The 18,886-nt window shown below is 58.2% G+C and carries 19 protein-coding genes; 7 read left to right on the top strand and 12 right to left on the bottom strand.

Translation table 11 applies throughout. The features are described 5' to 3' along the window. Positions 1-95: 95 nt before the first annotated feature. The 3 genes from VNZ60_RS15190 to VNZ60_RS15180 all read left to right on the top strand — a co-directional run bounded on the left by VNZ60_RS15190 (position 96) and on the right by VNZ60_RS15180 (position 1,326). Positions 96-491: a hypothetical protein gene (locus tag VNZ60_RS15190; RefSeq protein WP_325660515.1), complete on the top strand. Its 396-nt coding sequence runs from the start codon at positions 96-98 to the stop codon at positions 489-491. A 261-nt stretch (positions 492-752) separates the two neighbouring features. Next, positions 753-995 (top strand): hypothetical protein, encoded by a 243-nt coding sequence (locus VNZ60_RS15185; protein ID WP_325660513.1) that lies wholly within the window; start codon positions 753-755, stop codon positions 993-995. Between the two features lie 154 nt (positions 996-1,149). Continuing rightward, positions 1,150-1,326, top strand: coding sequence for a hypothetical protein (locus VNZ60_RS15180; RefSeq protein WP_325660511.1), 177 nt, complete (start codon positions 1,150-1,152; stop codon positions 1,324-1,326). Positions 1,327-1,354: 28 nt separating this feature from the next. Here the strand turns inward: VNZ60_RS15180 and cobA are convergent, their stop codons facing one another. From cobA to VNZ60_RS15145, 7 genes are all read right to left on the bottom strand, one after another. After that, positions 1,355-2,140: a uroporphyrinogen-III C-methyltransferase gene (gene cobA, locus VNZ60_RS15175; protein WP_325660509.1), complete on the bottom strand. Its 786-nt coding sequence runs from the start codon at positions 2,138-2,140 to the stop codon at positions 1,355-1,357. Positions 2,141-2,180: 40 nt separating this feature from the next. Beyond that, positions 2,181-3,524: a sulfate adenylyltransferase subunit 1 gene (locus VNZ60_RS15170; protein ID WP_325660507.1), complete on the bottom strand. Its 1,344-nt coding sequence runs from the start codon at positions 3,522-3,524 to the stop codon at positions 2,181-2,183. Next, on the bottom strand, positions 3,524-4,459 hold the full coding sequence (gene cysD, locus VNZ60_RS15165) for a sulfate adenylyltransferase subunit CysD (protein WP_325660505.1): 936 nt from the start codon (positions 4,457-4,459) through the stop codon (positions 3,524-3,526). Before cysD ends, VNZ60_RS15170 begins: the two co-directional genes overlap by 1 nt. A 41-nt stretch (positions 4,460-4,500) precedes the next feature. Beyond that, entirely contained in the window at positions 4,501-5,253 is a 753-nt protein-coding gene (locus tag VNZ60_RS15160; protein ID WP_325660503.1) for a phosphoadenylyl-sulfate reductase, read from the bottom strand. A 2-nt stretch (positions 5,254-5,255) separates the two neighbouring features. Beyond that, positions 5,256-5,780 (bottom strand): DUF934 domain-containing protein, encoded by a 525-nt coding sequence (locus VNZ60_RS15155; RefSeq protein WP_325660501.1) that lies wholly within the window; start codon positions 5,778-5,780, stop codon positions 5,256-5,258. After that, positions 5,773-7,467, bottom strand: a complete 1,695-nt coding sequence (locus VNZ60_RS15150; RefSeq protein WP_325660500.1) for a nitrite/sulfite reductase — start codon at positions 7,465-7,467, stop codon at positions 5,773-5,775. Before VNZ60_RS15150 ends, VNZ60_RS15155 begins: the two co-directional genes overlap by 8 nt. A gap of 103 nt (positions 7,468-7,570) precedes the next feature. Further along, positions 7,571-8,344, bottom strand: coding sequence for a sulfite exporter TauE/SafE family protein (locus VNZ60_RS15145; RefSeq protein WP_325660498.1), 774 nt, complete (start codon positions 8,342-8,344; stop codon positions 7,571-7,573). Positions 8,345-8,590: 246 nt separating this feature from the next. Here VNZ60_RS15145 and VNZ60_RS15140 point away from each other — a divergent pair, with 246 nt between their 5' ends. After that, positions 8,591-9,532 (top strand): CysB family HTH-type transcriptional regulator, encoded by a 942-nt coding sequence (locus VNZ60_RS15140; protein ID WP_325660496.1) that lies wholly within the window; start codon positions 8,591-8,593, stop codon positions 9,530-9,532. A 67-nt stretch (positions 9,533-9,599) separates the two neighbouring features. Here the strand turns inward: VNZ60_RS15140 and VNZ60_RS15135 are convergent, their stop codons facing one another. From VNZ60_RS15135 to VNZ60_RS15125, 3 genes are all read right to left on the bottom strand, one after another. Next, positions 9,600-10,058: a hypothetical protein gene (locus VNZ60_RS15135; protein WP_325660494.1), complete on the bottom strand. Its 459-nt coding sequence runs from the start codon at positions 10,056-10,058 to the stop codon at positions 9,600-9,602. A 100-nt stretch (positions 10,059-10,158) separates the two neighbouring features. Beyond that, positions 10,159-10,287: a hypothetical protein gene (locus VNZ60_RS15130; RefSeq protein ID WP_268906984.1), complete on the bottom strand. Its 129-nt coding sequence runs from the start codon at positions 10,285-10,287 to the stop codon at positions 10,159-10,161. Between the two features lie 163 nt (positions 10,288-10,450). Further along, a complete protein-coding gene (locus VNZ60_RS15125; protein WP_325660490.1) occupies positions 10,451-12,046 on the bottom strand; it encodes an MFS transporter in 1,596 nt (531 codons plus the stop codon). 225 nt (positions 12,047-12,271) lie between these two features. Here VNZ60_RS15125 and VNZ60_RS15120 point away from each other — a divergent pair, with 225 nt between their 5' ends. The 3 genes from VNZ60_RS15120 to VNZ60_RS15110 all read left to right on the top strand — a co-directional run bounded on the left by VNZ60_RS15120 (position 12,272) and on the right by VNZ60_RS15110 (position 15,441). Then, complete coding sequence (locus VNZ60_RS15120; RefSeq protein ID WP_325660488.1) at positions 12,272-13,270, top strand: J domain-containing protein; 999 nt, start codon at positions 12,272-12,274, stop codon at positions 13,268-13,270. A 148-nt stretch (positions 13,271-13,418) separates the two neighbouring features. Beyond that, complete coding sequence (locus VNZ60_RS15115; protein WP_414648861.1) at positions 13,419-14,777, top strand: chloride channel protein; 1,359 nt, start codon at positions 13,419-13,421, stop codon at positions 14,775-14,777. Between the two features lie 16 nt (positions 14,778-14,793). Continuing rightward, the gene (locus tag VNZ60_RS15110) at positions 14,794-15,441 is read left to right on the top strand and encodes a class I SAM-dependent methyltransferase (protein WP_325660485.1); all 648 of its coding nucleotides are present in this window, start codon (positions 14,794-14,796) and stop codon (positions 15,439-15,441) included. 7 nt (positions 15,442-15,448) lie between these two features. Here VNZ60_RS15110 and VNZ60_RS15105 read toward each other — a convergent pair whose 3' ends face one another. Both VNZ60_RS15105 and denD read right to left on the bottom strand, forming a co-directional pair. Next, on the bottom strand, positions 15,449-17,716 hold the full coding sequence (locus VNZ60_RS15105) for a mechanosensitive ion channel family protein (RefSeq protein ID WP_325660483.1): 2,268 nt from the start codon (positions 17,714-17,716) through the stop codon (positions 15,449-15,451). Between the two features lie 135 nt (positions 17,717-17,851). Next, the gene (gene denD, locus VNZ60_RS15100; protein ID WP_325660481.1) at positions 17,852-18,829 is read right to left on the bottom strand and encodes a D-erythronate dehydrogenase; all 978 of its coding nucleotides are present in this window, start codon (positions 18,827-18,829) and stop codon (positions 17,852-17,854) included. Positions 18,830-18,886: the final 57 nt, after the last annotated feature.

Below are 18,886 nucleotides of genomic sequence, written 5' to 3'. Positions count from 1 at the left end.
GCTGTGTGTTCGCCTCAAGAATCTGAATAGGCCGTACACCAGTTGTAGCAATGCGTCTGGCAATCCCGGTTAACGGAAATTGGAAGGAAATCGCCATGCCATTCAATAAACTGTACGCATTTTTTAACAAGCATCGTAGCGCCGCATCCAATGAGAGTCATGCGGCAGATTTGCCTTATCGCATCGTGACCACCTGCCGTACTTCGGAAGTGGCCAAGCTGGAGGAGTTGATGCGTCGGCTATTGTCCGCCTATAACGTGACTTTTCAGGGCAATGAACCAGCGGTGCAAGCGCATCTGACTAGCATAACGGTTGAAGTGATGTGTTCGGTGCGGGAACGTGGCGGACTGGTGCAATTGGTAACGCGTCTGGCCCAGGAAATCAGCGTCCGCAGCGTACGTTGGGAAAGTATTCCCCAGCGTTCGGCGCGGGCTGTCCAGGCCAAACCAGCATCTCGTCCCGCGCACGCCGCTACGGCGTTGCCGGCATAACCAGGAGTTAGTGAAATGGACTGTTCCAGTTGTCCGAGTTATCGGACCAGAAAATCAGTATCGAAAAATAGTAAAGCAGTTGTGTGCCTGCATTTGTCTGACCCGCTCTAGCCATCCTCACTTTCCCGTGTCGATTGGCCAGGCTGGACAGCTTGCAATCGACTGGCGGAATCTCTTCGTCGCAGTCGTCCGTGCCAATGCTTTACATGTTGAACCTGCTCCTCGCAAAGTGGCGAGCGAAGCATCACATGAAAAGGTGAAATGATGACCATCAAAACACTACTGGGCATGGCGCCCGGCAATCGTAACAATCGCAGCAACGGCGGTACAGGTAACTGGACTTTTGGCTGGACGCCAAGCCAGGCATCGGCGCTTTCCGGCAAAACGAACTCAAAGAATGTTAAGCGCGACACTAAGCATGACACTAAACGTGACGCCGGCCAGAACGATCGCCAGGTTGGTGTGTACGGTGTCCTCGCTACGCGTAGCTTCAGCGGCCGTTGAGCGTGATCTTGTAATCGTAATAGTGGCTTAAAGGCTGTTCCTGTCGCCGTTTCCTGTGGCGACAGAATGGCTTGTTATTTGAATGCGATTTTGTTCGGCTTTACCGCATCAGAGGATGCATAGCCGAGCCGATGTCGCAGGTAAGGAGTAAGAAATGAAATGGGAATTTTTGAATAAGAGAGTTGCAGTATTTCTGGTATTGACCGTGGTTGCCGTCGGCTTGGTCAGCTGGATCAATGTTTTATCGCCTGAAGAGCGTTCGGATCAATCCGGCCAGGTTCTGCAAAAAGCGCTGGCCTCGCCGGCGCCCGTCAAGCCGCTCGTGCGCTAAGCCCGTATCGTCGACAACCGATAAAGAATCAAGCAACGTTCTGGCTAGCGTGCTGCTCGGCGATCTCAAGTGGCTGATGTGCACGGCTGGCTAATGCCTCGCCGATCATCACCAGCACCGGGCCTTCGCACTGCTGCAAGCCTGACTCAAGCTGATCCAGCCGCAAGCGCTGGATGCGCTGATTATCGCGGCTGCAGTTTTCCACCACCACCACCGGCGTCGAGGCGGCGCGGCCTTGTGCCAACAGGCGCTGCGCGGTAGCCGCTGCTTCGCGGCCGCCCATGTATTGCACCAGCGTGTCGCAGGATGGAATATTCACCTGATCCGATTCACCCGGAGCGGTGCTTGAGGTAAAGAAAGCAACGCTGCGCGCCACGCCGCGTTTGGTCAACGGCTGCTGGGAAGTTGCCGCCGCCGCCAGCGCAGCGCTGATGCCGGGCACCACTTCGGCTTCGATGCCATGCTGTTCCAGCGCCCGCAGTTCTTCGTCGGCGCGGCCGAACAGCATCGGGTCACCGCCTTTCAGACGCACAACCACGGCGTATTTGCGCGCATTGTCGACCATCTGCTTGTTGATGAACTGCTGTGCTGTGGACAGCTTGCCGCAACGTTTGCCGACGGCGATTTTCAAGGCTTGCGGGCACAGCGCCAGCATCTCTTCGGTGACTAGCGCGTCATGCAAGACGACGTCGGCTTGCGCCAGCAATCTGGCGCCGCGCACGGTAATCAGATCGGCCGCGCCGGGGCCGGCGCCGATCAGATAGACCTTGCCGCAGGCGTTTGATGGTTTACTGCCGGAGTGAGTAGCTTGCATGGCTTGCCTATCCAATCTAGTGCTGTCAGTCGAACCCGGGTTATAGCCGAATCATGCCGGCGGCGACGGTCTGGTGCGTAACTTCGTCAATCAGGATGAAGGCGCCGGTAGCGCGGATCGCATCGTAGGAATCGGCGGCGATGGCTTGCTGCAGATTGAGCGATACGCGGGCGATATCATTCAGCTTGAGCGACTCGGCCGGACGCCGTTCCTGGGTGTTGATATCGAGCAGCGTATCCACTTTGGTGACGCGTGCGGCGACTTGTTTGGTACTGTGTTTCATCCAGTATTTGCGACGCGGGTCGAGCGCGTCTTCCGACAGCCAGCAAAGATCGGCGCTGACAGTTTTCAGCAAAGCCGGAGCGCGTTCAACCGAAGTCAGCATATCGCCGCGCGAGATATCCAGATGTTCGTCCAGCAGCAAAGTGACCGATTGCCCGACCACAGCCGACGGCAACGAGCCTTCGAGCACCAGGATGTCCTTGACGGTAGCACTCTGGCCGCTAGGCTGCACCGTCAGCTTGTCGCCCTTGTGGACTTTACCGGCTTCGATGCGGCCCATGTAGCCACGGAAATCATTCGCTTCGTGGCCGTTGTGGCGCGCTACCAATTGCACCGGGAAACGGAAGGGTTCGTCATGCGATTCGTCGTAGACGCTGAGCGATTCCAGCAGCTCGATCAGGGTCGGGCCCTTATTCCACGGCATGTTGTCGCCCGCCACCACTACGTTGTCGCCAGCCAGTGCCGACAGCGGGATAGGATGGACGTCGCGCAAGCCCAGTTGCTTGGCAAATTGCTGGTAGGCGGTGACGATGCGGTCGTACACAGTCTGATCGTAATTCACCAGGTCCATTTTGTTGACGGCGACGATCACGTGTTCGATTTGCAGCAGGTGGGCAATCGTCGAATGGCGCTTGGTCTGGGTCAGCAGCTCAACGCTGCCGTCGTCACCGAGCTTCACTTTGGAGACGTCGATCAGGATGATGACTGCATCCGCGGTCGAGGCGCCGGTCACCATATTCCGTGTGTATTGCTCGTGGCCCGGAGTGTCGGCGATGATGAATTTGCGTTTCGGCGTGGCGAAATAGCGGTACGCGACATCGATCGTGATGCCTTGCTCGCGTTCGGCTTCCAGGCCATCGGTCAGCAGCGACAGGTCGATGGTGTCGCCCACCGTGCGCTTGTGTTTGGCGCGCGAGATGGCGTCCAGCTGATCGGCAAAAATGCCCTTGCTGTCAAACAGCAGGCGGCCGATCAGCGTGCTTTTGCCGTCGTCTACCGAACCGGCGGTAATGAAGCGTAGTAAGCCTCGTTCCAGGCCGCGCTCCAGCGGCACATTGCCGGCGGCAACTGTATCAACAACTGTATTCACAACGGCGTTCATTAGAAATATCCTTCTTTTTTGCGTTTTTCCATCGATGCTTCCGAGGTCTGGTCATCCATCCGGGTCGCGCCGCGCTCGGTGATCTGGGTCACAGCAGTTTCGGCGATGATGGCTTCGACGGTCGCCGCATCAGACGCCACCGGGCAGGTGCAGGAAATATCGCCGACGGTGCGGAAGCGCACTTCGCGCAGTTCCACGGTTTCGCCTTCTTTCGCTGGCGTCAGGTCGGTCAGCGGCACCAGCAGGCCGTTGCGCGGGATCACCTGGCGTTGATGGGCGAAATAAATCGGCGGCAGTTCCAGTTTTTCACGGGCGATGTATTGCCAGACATCCAGCTCAGTCCAGTTGGAAATCGGGAATACCCGCATGTTTTCACCTGGATGAACGCGCGTGTTGTACAGGTCCCAGAGTTCCGGGCGCTGTGCTTTCGGATTCCATTGGCCGAACTCGTCGCGGAACGAAAAGATACGTTCCTTGGCGCGTGCTTTTTCTTCGTCGCGACGGGCGCCGCCGATGCAGGCGTCGAATTTGTGTTCTGCGATGGTTTCCAGCAGGGTCACCGCCTGCGCGGCATTGCGCGAATCGGTCTGCGGATTGCGCAGCCGCACCGTGCCGCGCTTGATCGAATCCTCGACCGAACCGACGATCAGGCGTTCGCCCAATTCAGCCACGCGCTTATCGCGGAAAGTGATGACTTCTTCGAAATTATGGCCGGTATCGATATGCACCAGCGGGAAAGGGAATTTGCCCGGGCGGAAAGCTTTTTCTGCAATGCGCAGCAGCACCACGGAATCCTTGCCGCCGGAGAACAGCAGCGCCGGGTTGCTGCATTCGGCAGCCACTTCGCGCATGATGTGGATCGCTTCCGATTCCAGCCAGTCCAGATGACGGTTGGCGGCCTTATCCAGGAAAAATTTTTCAACAGCTGTGTTCATATCGGCTCTTTTTCTAATCTTTTATCTTACGATGCAATGATTCAAGCGTTCGGCTGCGGTTCCGCCGCGATGGCTTTGATGCGGATCAATTTACCGTCGACCACATGCAAGCCGCATTCTTTCGAATCTGGATTTTCCCACCACCAACGGCCAGCGCGTACGTCTTCACCCGGCTGGATGGCGCGCGTGCATGGCTCGCAGCCAATCGATGGATAACCTTTGTCATGCAACGGGTTATACGGCACATTGTTGCCACGGATGTATTGCCAGACATCGTCCTCCGACCAGTCGGCCAGCGGATTGAATTTGGCCATGCCATGCGCTTCATCCTGTTCCTGCACATGCAATTCAGCACGTGTCTGCGACTGCGCCCGGCGCTGGCCGGTGATCCACGCTTTGTTGCCGGCGAGAGCGCGATTCAACGGTTCGATCTTGCGGATACGGCAGCATTCCTTACGCATCTCGATGCTGTCGTAAAACGCATTCAAGCCGTTTTGTTCGACATAGGCAGCCACTGCCTCGGGCTGCGGCCGATACGGCGTGACATCGTAGCCGTAGGTTTCCTTGATGCGATCCAGCATGCCCAGCGTTTCGGCATGCAAGCGTCCGGTTTCCAGCGTGAAGATGGCAATCCGGTCCTGCAATTTATTGCGCAGGATCAGGTCGGTCAGCACCATGTCTTCGGCCGCCAGGCTGGAAGCGAATACCGCCGGCGTATATTCGGCGGCGATTTTTTCCAGTGTCGCCTTGGTGGCGGTAATCAGATCTGGCAGAGATAAGGTCGGGCTGCTCATGATTAATCCTGGGTGACGGCTTGACGTTGTACACGACGGAACAGCGGTGTTTTCTCATCCCACGAGGTCTGGTATTTTTCCGAGAAATCGGTCAGGCCTTTGAGGGCGTCGTTGATATCCTTGTCGGCACGCACCGCAAAGGCGTCGAAGCCGACCCGCTGCATGTAAAACAACTGGTCGCGCAAGACGTCGCCGATGGCGCGCAATTCGCCCTTGTAGCCCAAACGGCTGCGCAGGTTGTAGGCGATCGAATAACCGCGGCCGTCGGTGAATTTAGGAAAGTCCACCGCGATCAGTGCGAAATGCGCCAGATCGTCCTTAACTACATCCGCCTGCGCATCGCTGCTCAGCCATACGCCTATTTCTGCACGGTCTTGCAATTGCGCGCGCTGGGCTTGCCAGACGCTGAACGGCACGATCACTTGGCCGGCGGGGATGCTGACGCTGTCCGCGCTTTCGCCTTCGTTCAGGCGCAGTACGCTCCATTCGTCGGTGACGACGGTACGATTCTTGATGATGTTAGACACAGGCATCCTCTCCATGGGTGTGACCCGTCGGGATCGGGCTGGCGTAAACGTATTCCTTGAACGGCGCAACGCCTAGACGCTGCACGGTATCGATGAACAATTCTTCTTCGTGGCGTTGCTGCACATAGACATGCAGCAGGCGCTCGATGACAACCGGCATCTGCTGCGACGAGAACGACGGCCCGATGATCTTGCCGATGCTGGTGTTGTTGCCTTGTGAGCCGCCGATCGAAACCTGGTACCACTCCGAACCGTCCTTGTCGACGCCGAGGATGCCGATATTGCCGACGTGATGATGACCGCAGGCGTTGATGCAGCCCGAGATATTCAATTCGATCTCGCCGATATCGTGCTGGAAATCGAGGTTGTCGAATTTTTCAGCGATGGCTTGCGCGATCGGGATCGACTTGGCGTTGGCTAGCGAGCAGAAATCGCCGCCAGGGCAGCAGATGATGTCGGTCAGCAGGCCGATATTCGGCGTCGCCAATCCTTGCGCCTTGACCGCTTGCCACACTGCAAACAACTCGCTGATCTTGACGTCGGCCAGCACCAGGTTTTGTTCGTGTGTCACACGCACTTCGCCGAAGCTGTACTGATCGGCCAGGTCGGCCACGAAATCGAGTTGGGCGGCAGTAATGTCGCCCGGCGGCACGCCGGTCTTTTTCACCGACAGGATGACCGCAGCATAGCCGCTCACCTTGTGCGCCTTGACGTTGCGTTTGAGCCAGTTGGCGAAAGCCTTGTTGTCGGCTTTCTGCACTTCGAATCCAGCGTCGGTGGCGGCCAGTGTTTCGTATGGCGGCGGCGTGAAATACTGGGCTATCCGTTGCAATTCTTCCACCGTCAGCGTAGCCGGACCGTCCTTGATATCAAGCCACTCGGCTTCCACCTGCCGTGCAAATTCTTCAGCGCCCAGCGCTTTCACCAGGATCTTGATGCGCGCCTTGTACTTGTTGTCGCGGCGGCCGTGTTGGTTGTAGACGCGCAGGACCGCTTCGAGATAGGTCAATGCATGCTGCCACGGCAGGAATTCGCGGATCACGCTGCCGATGATAGGGGTGCGGCCCATGCCGCCGCCGACCAGGAAGCGGAATCCGATTTCGCCTTCGGCATTTTTCACCACATGCAGGCCGATATCGTGCACGGCGGTGGCGGCGCGATCTTGTTCGGCGCCGCTGATGGCGATCTTGAACTTGCGCGGCAGGAAGGCGAACTCGGGATGGAAGGTGCTCCATTCACGGATGATTTCGGCATAGGGACGCGGATCGATCACTTCGTCGGCGGCAACCCCGGCCAGCTCGTCCGAGGTGGTGTTGCGGATGCAATTGCCGGAAGTCTGGATCGCATGCATTTCGACCGTTGCCAGCTCAGCCAGGATGTCCGGCGACTGTTCCAGGTTGATCCAGTTGAACTGGATGTTCTGGCGCGTCGTCAGGTGGCCGTAGCCGCGGTCATACTTGCGGGCGATGTGGCCGAACATGCGCACCTGCGCCGACGACAGCATGCCGTAAGGCACGGCGACGCGCAGCATGTAGGCATGACGTTGCATGTACAAGCCGTTTTGCAAGCGCAACGGCAGGAATTCTTCTTCCGTCAGTTCATCCGACAGGCGGCGTCTTACCTGATCGCGGTATTGTGCGACCCGTTCCTTGACTATCTGGTGATCGTATTGATCGTAGCGATACATCTTCGTCTTCCTTATGGGTTGTGGCCAGAGTCACTCTGGATTGCTCAACTCGCTCGCCACGCCTTGCTTCAAAACAGGTATCGGGCCGCTACCGTGCGACCTCTTAATAAATCAGCTTTACGGCAACGCTGGTCAGAGTCAGCGCCAGCAGAGCGCGTAAAAATTTTTCCGGAACCGCACGCGCCGCCAGCGAACCGATGGTGATGCCGGGCACCGAGCCCAGCAGCAACGCGCCCAGCAGATTCCAGTCGATCGAGCCCAGCCACCAGTGACCAAGAGCGGCAATCGCCGTCAGCGGCACGGCGTAGGCGATGTCGGTGCCGGCAACTTCCGCCGGCGACAGGCGGGGATACAGCAGCACCAGGATAGTGGCGCCAACCGCGCCGGCGCCGATCGACGATATGGTGACCAGGGCGCCCAGCACCAGTCCGGCAAAGATGGTCGCTATGGTCAGTTGCCGGCCATGCAAATGTTTTTCCGGATGGGCGTTCAACCAATGCTGGAGTTTACCTTTAAACAGCAGGGCGATCACCGTCAGCAATACCGAAACGGCGATCGAATAGCGAATCACCTGGCCGATTTCGGCGCTGACGCCGCCCAGGTATTTGAGGATCAAGGCGGTGGCGATGGCGGCCGGCAGGGCGCCCAGCGACAGCAATTTGACGATATCCCAACGCACGGTGCCGCGCGAGCGGTGAGCGACGGTACCGGCGACCTTGGTCACTGACGCAAACGCCAGGTCGGTCCCAACCGCAACGCTGGGATGGATGCCGAACAGCAGGGTCAATAACGGCGTCATCAGCGAGCCGCCGCCGACACCAGTCAATCCCACTAATAATCCGACGGCAAAACCGCTCACTACATAAGAAACAGTCATATCACCTCGTACGAAACACCTCGAATCGTAATAAACTTCACATCTATCTCCAACTACAGACTATTTATTTGCTTATATGCGTATTTGATATATGTAAATACGGCAAATACGCTTGCTAGTGATTAGGCAAGAGGCTGCAATATGTCTTTGTTTTTTAGTAATTTGATAATACAGCGGGATTTATTGTTTTGATAATTTCCCGGTAGTGCTGAACAGATTCTTATAAAGAAAACCCAAGGAAAATCCATGAATCTCCATCAGTTCCGTTTTGTCCGCGAGGCGGTGCGCCAGAACTACAACCTGACCGAGGCCGCCAAGGCATTGTATACGTCGCAGCCGGGCGTCTCCAAGGCGATCATCGAGTTGGAGGAAGAGCTTGGTGTTGATATTTTTACACGTCATGGCAAGCGGATCCGCGGACTGACAGAGCCTGGGCGAGCGGTATTGAAGTCGGTCGAGCTGATCATGCAGGAAATCGACGGTCTCAAGCGTATCGGCAACGAATACGCTGCGCACGACAGCGGCAGCTTCACAATTGCCACTACGCATACCCAGGCGCGTTATGCACTGCCTAAGGTGGTTCAGGCTTTTACCCAGAAGTTTCCCAAGGTTCGCTTGTCTTTATTGCAAGGTAATCCTAAGCAGGTCGCCGATATGGTGCGTAACGACCAGGCCGATCTGGCTTTGGCTACCGAAGCCATCGTCAATGCCGATGGGCTGGTGACTCTGCCTTGTTATCAATGGGAGCACGTGGTGGTGGTGCCGCCGGATCATCCCTTGCTGCAATCGAAGGCGATCACTTTGGAAGAAATTGCTGCGTTTCCCTTGATTACCTACGATAGTGCGTTCACTGGCCGGACCAAGATCGATCATGCATTTTCCCTGCGTAACCTGAAGCCGGATGTGTTGCTGGAGGCGATCGACGCCGATGTCATCAAGACCTATGTCGAGCTGGGCATGGGGGTGGGGATTATTGCCGGCATGGCGTTCGATGCGGAACGCGATGTCGGTTTGCGCTCGATTTCGGTTGGGCATCTGTTTGGCACCAATATCTCGCGGGCAGCGGTCAAGCAGGGGGCTTATCTGCGCAGCTATGTGTATACTTTCATCGAGCTGTTGGCGCCGACCATGAATCGCAAGCTGATCGAGCAGGTGATGAACGGCGAGAAGGATATGTACGAGCTGTAGTCCAGCCGGTAAAAAGAAAAGGGGCAAGCGCGAGGCTTGCCCTTTTTTTATTTCAAAATTTCAATGCTCAATAACCAGCGTCGCGTATTGCATCTTCGGTAGCGTGCTTGGCCGCCTCGACGCGTTGCATGGCGTGCTGCTGCAGTCCGAACACGCGCGGATCGTCTTCACGCTGGCTGACGTCATTGCGGGCGCGCTCCAGCGCCTCCACCGCATCATGCAGGCGGCCGCGGCGATCCGGACGGGCGTCCGGCCGCTCCTCGCGATAGACATCCTTGCCGACGTCCAGGCCGAGCTGGGTGATCTCGCGGCTGGCGGCATCGATCTCGGCCAAGGCGATCTGCTCGCTGCGGCCCATGACCCAGTTGTCGCCCGGACGATGGTCGATCAGCCAGCGCGCCACGCGCAGATCCGCCAGCGCATGCAGATAGGCGCCGTGATGACCGGGTTCGTCGGCTTGCGCGGCAAGCGGCAGCACCGCTGGCGCCAGCAGCATGGAAAGAACGAGTTTGTGGATCAGTTTCATAAAAGCCCCGTGTTTATTTTTGTATGGCTATGTATTCGAGCTGAAGTATTCGAGCTGAAACTCGAATCCTGCCTGCATAAGCCCGCTTACTGTTACTTACTTAATAGCGGTCGTATGGATGGTAGTAGTGCGGGTGGTAATAGCCGGGGCCGATCGGCGCCACGATACAACCGCTCAGCAAGGTGCTGAGGATGGTGCCAAGCACCAGTGAGGCAATGAGCTTTTTCATGATGATTGTCCTGAGTGAAGTGAGTGACCAGGACTTCAGGATGCCATCGCCGGATTGATACAGGTGCTTCCAGATGGTGTGATATGTAACGCTTTGTGAGGCAGCGTCAAATCAGATGCGCAGACCGGGCGGGCTTGCTGCCGTCCCGATCCGCGCTGATCCGCTACTCGGCGACTGCGCTTGCCGCGGGCTTGATGTGCAAGGTAATTGGCGGCACCTTGCTCACCAGCCAGAGGGCAATGCCGGTGACTACCACGGCCAGTCCGACGCCCATGTGGATAGCACCGATCAATGCCTCGCGCGCCGCTTCCAGCAACAGCTGGCCCTGATGGCCGGCGCTGGCCAGCTGCGCCAGCACGGTAGTCTGGGTCTCATGGCTGATGAGGATTTGCGGGTCGGCGAAACTGGCGAACCAGTCGCCGGCTTTCTGTTCCGCCAGCGCTTGCCGCACGCTGCCGGCATACATGCGATTGATCAGGGTGCCGATGATGGCGGTGCCCAGCATGCTGCCGATCATGCGCAAGGATTGCATCAACGCGGTAGCGATGCCGAGGTGTTCGCGGCCGGCTTCCTGCTGGATGAAGATGGTCAGGTTGGGCAGGATGAAACCCAGTCCCAGGCCGCCGCACAGCATGAAGCCGACGATTACGCTGTGCGAGGTCCAGCGGTTGGAAATCACCACGCCCAGGCAAGACAGCGCCAGCAGGGTGAAACCGAGATACAGCATGATGTTGGGATTCTTAAGGTGCGGGATGATGCGGCCGTTGGCAATGCTGCCTACCATGATGCAGGCCACCAGCGGCGTGATCAGCAGCCCGGCTTCCTGCGGCGACAGGCCGAAGCCGCCCTGGTACAGCAGCGGCGCATAGAACATCAGCGAAAACATGGAGAAGCCGCTCAGCACAGACAACAGGAACAGAGTCGACAGTTTGCGGTCAAGCAGCAGATCGAAGGGCAGGATAGGTTGCGGCGTGTGATGTTCCCATTTCCACAGCGCCACAAAGCTGACGACGCTGGCCGCCAGCAAGCCCAGCATGCCAAGCGACAAGCCGTGCTGCGGCAGCATTTCCACAAACAGCTGCAGGCAGCCCAGCGAAGCGGTGATCAGCAGAGCCCCCGGCCAGTCGAGACGGATCTTGGCCTCCGAGTGGGTGTGGCGCAGATGCGGCAGGTATTTATACACGAAGAAGAGCGACAGTACGCCGACCGGCAGGTTGACATAGAACACCCAGCGCCAGCCCCAGTACTGGGTCAGGAAGCCGCCCAGCGATGGCCCGACGGCGGTGGCGATGCCGAACGCGGTGCTCATCATGACTTGCCAGCGCAGGCGCACGTGGGCACCCGGGAACAGGTCGGGGATGCAGGCAAACGCAGTGCCGACCAGCATGCCGCCGCCTATGCCTTGCAGGCCGCGGGCGATCACCAGCCACAGCATGCTGCCGGACATGCCGCACAGGATGGAGGCGGCGGTGAACAGGATGATGGAGACCAGCACAAAGGGTTTGCGGCCGTAGAAATCGCCCAGGCGGCCGAAAATCGGCACCGTGATCACCGAGGTCAGCAGGTAGGAAGTGGCGACCCAGGCGTAAAGCTCGAAACCTTTCAGTTCCGCGACGATGGTCGGCAGCGCGGTCCCGACCACGGTCGAATCGAGCGCCACCAGCATCACCACGAAGGCGATGCCTAGCATGGCAAGCAATGACTCACGGAAGGGCAAAACCTGGTCGCTCGAATGGGCGGAGGCGGAATGGATGGCCATATGATTGTTTATCGGCGGAGTCGCCGCGTGGTGGGACAGGGCATGGAAATTTGTAAAAGAGTGCTGCGGGGCACAGTCGAATACGGATGAATGCTTATTGCTGAGACAAGATCATACGCCCCTTGGCCGCTTTCTGCTGCGCGCCGCCGGCAGCAACTTATAATCACGCGCTACGCCACATTTTTCATCTGAAAAATCACACACCGACACGCAGTAAAGCAAGCGATGAAAAAAACAGAAACCAAGGCGCTCAACATCGTCGAACAACATGGACAGGCCAGCCTGTCGCCAGGCCAGAAAATCTTCAATGCGCTGATCAAGAAACTGGAGGCCGAGCGCCAACTGCTGGCGGCCTGGCAGGAAATGATCGCGCTGCACCAGCAGCACTATGTCAGCCAGTACCAGCCTCTGATACGCAGCTACCACGGACTGGTGGCGCAGCTGGTGCGCCTGCTCGACGACGCTTATTCGGCAAAGGGCTTGAGCCGGCACGATCAGGAGAAAATCAGCCACATCATCTGTTCGGTCAGCGCCGCCATCGTCGGCGATAGCGATGCCGCGGATTTGAAACGGATCTATCGCATGCACGGCGGTGCCGATGCAGCGGACGGGCAGCGGGACGACTCTGCAGACTCCGCGCAGCAGGCGGATGCCGACGAAGATGCGGCGGTCGACCGCGATCGCCAACGCGCCGGCAAAGGCAGGAAATCGGCCAAGGCCGCGGCCAGGGAAGCCAAGCAGCAGGAAGAATTGCAAAACGCCAGTCAGTCGGTGCGCGAAGTCTATCGCAAGCTGGCCAGCGCCCTGCATCCCGACCGCGAGCAGGATCCTGTGGAGCGGGCTCGCAAGACGACGCTGATGCAAAGGGTGAATATCGCCTATGACAAGCAAGACCTGCTCGGCTTGCTGGAGCTGCAGCTGGAAATCGAGCAGATCGACCAGAGCCGTATCAATTCCTTGTCGGAACAGCGCCTGCAGCACTACAGCAAGGTGCTGACGGAGCAGTCGGCCGAGTTGCGCGCCGAGATTGCCGGACTGGAGGCGGATTTCCGCAGACGCTTCAATTTCGCGCCGCAGGAAGCGTTGTCGCCCGCGCTGGCGATGCGCCGCCTGAAAAGCGATATCAAGGGCATGCAGCAGCATATCGCTGCGCTCAAGAACGATTTGCTGGCGTTTGAAGATGTCAAAAACATCAAGGCCTGGCTGAAAAGCTATCATCTCTAGGCTGGCCGCTTCCCCGGCAAGCGGCAATCAATCAAGGCCATAAGCGGCATTCGGCTGTCCTTGCGCCGGTTTCGCCGACATGCCGCTGGCCTGTTTGGGGGGAATTGCGCGGGGATAATTTATAATCATGTCTTTGCGCCCAAATTCGATGAATCCGCTGCCTCTCAGTTTTTCCGATCAGACGCTGCGTCAGGCGCGGCGCGCTTGGCGCAGATATGGCATTTTATGGCTTGGTGCGATACTGGTAGGCTTGATCGCGGTGCTCTATGCCTGGCTGATGGATATTGGTTTTGGCATGTTCCGCTCGATGCAGCAATCGCATTTCTGGTTGCCGCTGTTTGTTACGCCGGCTGTCGGCGCACTGTGCGTGTGGGCCACGCGGCGTTATTTTCCAGGCGCTGAAGGCAGCGGTATTCCACAAGTGATTGCGACGCTGGAAGAAGACACCAGCAAACGCGGCGAAGCGCTGTTGTCGCTGAAAATATTGGCAGGCAAGATCGGCGTTTCCTTCATCGGCATCCTGGGCGGTTTCACCATCGGCCGTGAAGGCCCTACGGTGCAGGTCGGCGCTGCCTTGATGTTCAACTTGCGGCGCCTCTATCCGCGCGCCAGCGCGGCATTGGAGCGGCGCTTGATATTAGCGGGAGCGGCGGCTGGTTTGTCGGCGGCGTTCAACACGCCGCTGGCCGGGATTGTGTTTGCGATTGAAGAACTGACGCGCAGCTTCGAACATCGCGCCAGCGGCGTCGTGATTACCGTGATTATTTTTGCCGGTGCGGTGGCGCTGGGCTTGAACGGCAACTACACCTATTTCGGCACGATTCAAATCGACAGCGCACTGACCGACATGCTGGCGCTGGCGGTATTGGTTACAGGGATCCTTACCGGCGTCGCCGGCGGCATGTTTTGCTGGCTGCTGCTGAATACCAAACGCTGGATCCCGGCCCGGATCCAGCATTTACGCAGCAACCGCCCGATCGCCTTTGGCGCTTTGTGCGGCTTGCTGGTGGCGTTGATCGGCGTGATCGCCGGCGGCGCCACTTTCGGCAGCGGTTATGTCGAGGCCAAGGGTGTGCTGGAAGGGCAGCAGCACTTGTCGGTGTTTTATCCGTTCTTGAAAATGGCGTCGATGGTGTCGTCGTATCTGCCCGGCATCCCCGGCGGCATTTTTGCACCATCGTTGTCGATCGGCGCCGGCTTCGGCAATTTGCTGCACCAGTTGTTCGATCACACCTCGTTGCCGATGCTGATCGCGCTGGCGATGGTGGGTTACCTGGCGGCTGTCACCCAATCGCCGATTACCGCGTTCGTGATCGTAATGGAAATGATTAATGGCCATGCCCTGGTGATCTCGCTGATGGCGACGGCCCTGATTGCCAGCCGGGTCTCGCGGTTTTTTGCGCCGCCGCTGTACGACGCGCTGTCAGAACGTTATCGGGTCGCTGCCAGCGCAGCGCTTGTCAATTTAAAAAAACAGAAGTTAAGCAAACAGAAGTTAAGCAATTAGAAAATGAGTTGGGAAAATGATTAATACAGATATGGTGGCTTACTACGCCAAACGTGCTTCGACTTATGAAGAGATTTACCAGCGCCCGGAGCGCCAGGATGATTTGCTGACCCTGCAAGTGCGGGTGCAGGAATTGATGGAAGGCCACGATGTGCTGGAGCTAGCTTGTGGCACCGGTTTCTGGACCGAGCAAATCGCCGCTTCGGCGAAATCGGTATTCGCCACCGATATCAATCCGGAAATGATTGCTCTGGCAAACGCTAAGAAACTGCCGGCCGGCAAAGCGACTTTTGCGGTGCAGGATATCAACACCTTCCAGCCGGAGCAGAAGTTTACCGCCTGCTTCCTGGGTTTCTGGTGGTCGCATGTAGGGCGTCAGGATCAGGTGCGTTTCATCGCCCAGCTGCGTGAAAAACTGGGCAAGGATATTTTGCTGGTAATGATCGACAACGGTTACGTCGAAGAAAACAGCACGCCCATCGCCCGTACCGATGTGCACGGCAATACTTACCAGTTCCGCACCTTACCCAACGGCGAGCGTTACGAAGTCATGAAGAATTTCCCGACCGACAGCGGCCTGCGCAAGAAGCTCGCGCCCATCACGCGCGAACTGCGCATCTTGCGGCTTGAATATTACTGGTTGCTAAGCTGCCGCATCAAATAAGGCAGGGTTAGCTCTTGGCGTCGGCTGCTGGCGCTTCCGGCGCTGCTAATGTTGTAGTGCCGCTGGCCGTATCCACCGCGGTCAGCGGGAAATTCGCCCATTCCGTGGCGAAGTGCACCTTCGGATCGTCATCCACCTTTTTCTTGATGCGCAGATTGAAGCCGCGCGCGACTTCATTCTGGGTTTGCGGTTTAGTGCGGATCCCGGCCAGCAGCGCCACGCCGTTCAAATCGAAACCGTTGACTCCGTAAATCTCGATAGGCTGCAGCAACAGCCGCCGCAAACGCCTGTCTTCCAGCATCTCGGCGCCGGTTTCGCGCATCAGGCGCAGCGCCTGGTCGACATCTGAATCGTGGCTGATGCTCAGCTTGAGCGAGGCGTAAGTGTATTCGCGAGAATCGTTCTTGATCGCCGTGATCTGCGAAAACGGCACGCTATGCACCGAGCCGTTGCTATCGCGCAGACGCACCGTGCGGATGGTCAGGTTTTCCACCGTGCCGGCATGGCCGTTGCCGACGTCGACCCAGTCGCCGACCGACATTGAATCCTCCATCAGGATGAAAACCCCGGTGATCAGATCCTTGACCAGCGACTGCGAACCAAAACCGAACGCCAGCCCGACCACCCCGGCCGAGGCCAGCAGCGGCGTCACATTGATGCCGAGGTTGGCCAGCGTGGTGATGATGGTGATGGTCAGGATCAGTAGCATCAATGCATTGCGCAGCAAGGGCAGGATAGTGCGCATGCGTGTGCTCGGATTCTTGCGCGCATAACGGCTGTTGCGGGTCGGGTTGATGGCTTCCTGGATGAAGGTATCGAGCATGATCCAGACCAGCCAGGCAACCACCAGCGTGACGCCGATCTTGCCGAGAGCGGCGACGATCATCTGGCCGATCAGGGTGGCGTTGGCAAAATCCAGCAGAGAGTGTTCCCAGATCCTGGTCAGCAGTTCGAAGAAGCCTACCCATAGGGAAAATTGCAGCAAGCTGAAACCGACGCTACTGAGACGCAGGATATAAGGAGATTGCCGGCGTACCGCCACGGCAGTCGATTTGCGGCTGCGTACACGGCGCAGCAGCGCGCTGATAAAAAACATCGCGATCAGCAAGGCGGCGCTGCCCAAGGCATGATTGAGCGCCGAATTGTTGCTCGACAGAGCAAGGATGGTGGCAACGCTGACGCTCAGGCTCAACAGCAGCACCGGCACATACCAGAAGGCGGCGATCACCTCCAGCGTTTCCATCCGTGCCGGATGATCACGACGCACCGCCAGCGGCCGGTTACGGATGATATGCGCCACCGGCCGCCGGAACCGCAAAGCGAACCAGCCGCCCAGCAGCGCTGCAATCAGGCTAGCCAGGGTTGCCGCCACGTCTGACAGATGGACGCCGATGATCTGGTTGACTTGCGGATTATCCAGCGCGTCGCCGAGCCAGCCGGCGCAGCCGATCACATACAGCAAGCCAAAGGCGCGTTGATACAGGATCTGCACGGCGACCCTGCGGTGGCCGCCATGCCACAACGAAAAAATGATGGCGCATACCGCCTGAAACAAACGCGCGCCGATCAGGGTATACAGCAGCACGGTGGCCAGCGTCCGTCCCAGCGACGGTCCTTGCGAAGAGTCGAGGCTGACCGCTACCGAGATTTCCAGCACCAGCGCCAGCAGTATCGGTGCAATATGGCGCAGGATATACAGCAGCAATTCCTTGATGCTGGGGTCGGGCGGCAGTTTGGTGTCGACTTTGAAATGCTGGTGCACGCGCCTGCCGACATAGTAAAGCGTCATGGCGACCACGCTGAACAGGGCCAGCATTTCGAGGAAATTGGCCAGCACCTGCAGTCCGCTCTCTGAATCCTGGCGCTCGAGTATCGTCGACAAGTCTTGCCAAGCCAGAGAAAATTGCTGCTTCCAGTATTTTTCCGGTGTGACTACCTGATGCAGATGTGCCTGGAATGTGTCGAGGCTAGTGGAAATCAGGCCGATAAAGCCCTTTTGCGCCGGTGACGTCTTGCTGTTCTGTTGCTCCGCCTGGATCAGGGTGGCCACCAGGCTGCCGGCGGCGGGATTGCTTTGCAGAACCTTGGATAGGGAATCCAGCGCAGAAGGCGCCGACGCAGGAGCCGGCGGGGTGCTGGCGCTGCTGGCGGCGGTGCTTGCAGCCGCCGCTGCCGCGTAAGCCGAAGTGCCGCTAGCCAAAAGCAAGCAAAACAGCAAGCCCATAAGCAAGCCTGTCAGCAAATGCGCTGTGGGCTGAAAAAAACTGGTCTTCATGTCGGCTTGGCAAAAGTCATAAAGTGACAATCTTACCGTACCGCTGTCGTATCTTTCACAAGAAAAGTCCTTGCCGGCGCATGTCAAAAAAACATTCAAAGGCTCGCCGGCGCATCGCATTTAGCGGCTGCAGGTTCAGGCCGCAGGCAAATCGTCTTCGATATAGGTGCGGATAATGTCGTCGAAATCAACGTCGCCGACGAAACCCAGCGCGGTGGCGCGGCTGGCGTCCCAGGCGCCCGGCCAGCTTGAGATGATGCGGTCGATCACCGGATCGTGAGTCCATTCAACCCGTGCCGCGACCCGTTTGCCAGCGACTCGCTCAAGTGCTGCGACCATCTCGCCCACGGTGACCGAGATCCCCGGCAGATTGATGGTGCGGCTCTTGCCCAATGCCTCGGCGGACAATGTATAACCGTGGATCAGGCTGGCGATCACCTTGCGCGGCGACAGCAGCCACAAACGCACGTCTGGCGCAACCGGGCAGATCGCGGACTGGCCGTTGAGCGGCTCGCGGATGATGCCGCTGGCAAAAGACGAAGCAGCTTGATTGGGTTTACCGGGACGGACGCTGATGGTCGGCAGGCGCAATACGCGGCCATCGACAAAACCTTTGCGGCTGAAATCGTTAAGCAGCAATTCGGCAATCGCCTTTTGCGTGCCGTAGGAAGATTGCGGATTGAGTGCAGTGTCGTCTTGCACTACAGCCGGCAGCACGCCGCCGAATACCGCCACCGAACTGGTGAAGATCACGCGCGGCACATGCGCGCAGGCGCGGCAGCGTTCCAGCAACAGGCGCGATGCATCCAGGTTGATGCGCATGCCGAGATCGAAATCCGCTTCGGCCTGGCCGCTGACGATTGCCGCCAGGTGAAAGATCGCTGCCGTTTGCGGCGTGATCACGCGTTCCAGCAAAGCGCTGTCGGTGATGTCGCCGGTGACTTGTTCGATGCGCGCATCGTCGAAACCGGTGGCGGCGACCACATCGACCAGAGTAATTTTGCTGATGGTTTGCAACTGGCCGTTGCTGTCTGGCAGGCTGCCTTGCTTGAGCAGGCTGCGGGCCAGGCGCTGGCCCAAAAATCCGGCGCCGCCGGTGATGACTACTTGCATGATGATTCCTTATTGAAGTTGCTGGTTGAGTGCTGGCCGCGTGTTGTCCGGGTGCCG

It is taken from the genome of Collimonas sp., assembly GCF_035566375.1.
Lineage (GTDB): Bacteria > Pseudomonadota > Gammaproteobacteria > Burkholderiales > Burkholderiaceae_D > Collimonas.
This window is presented reverse-complemented; position numbering and strand designations above follow the sequence as displayed.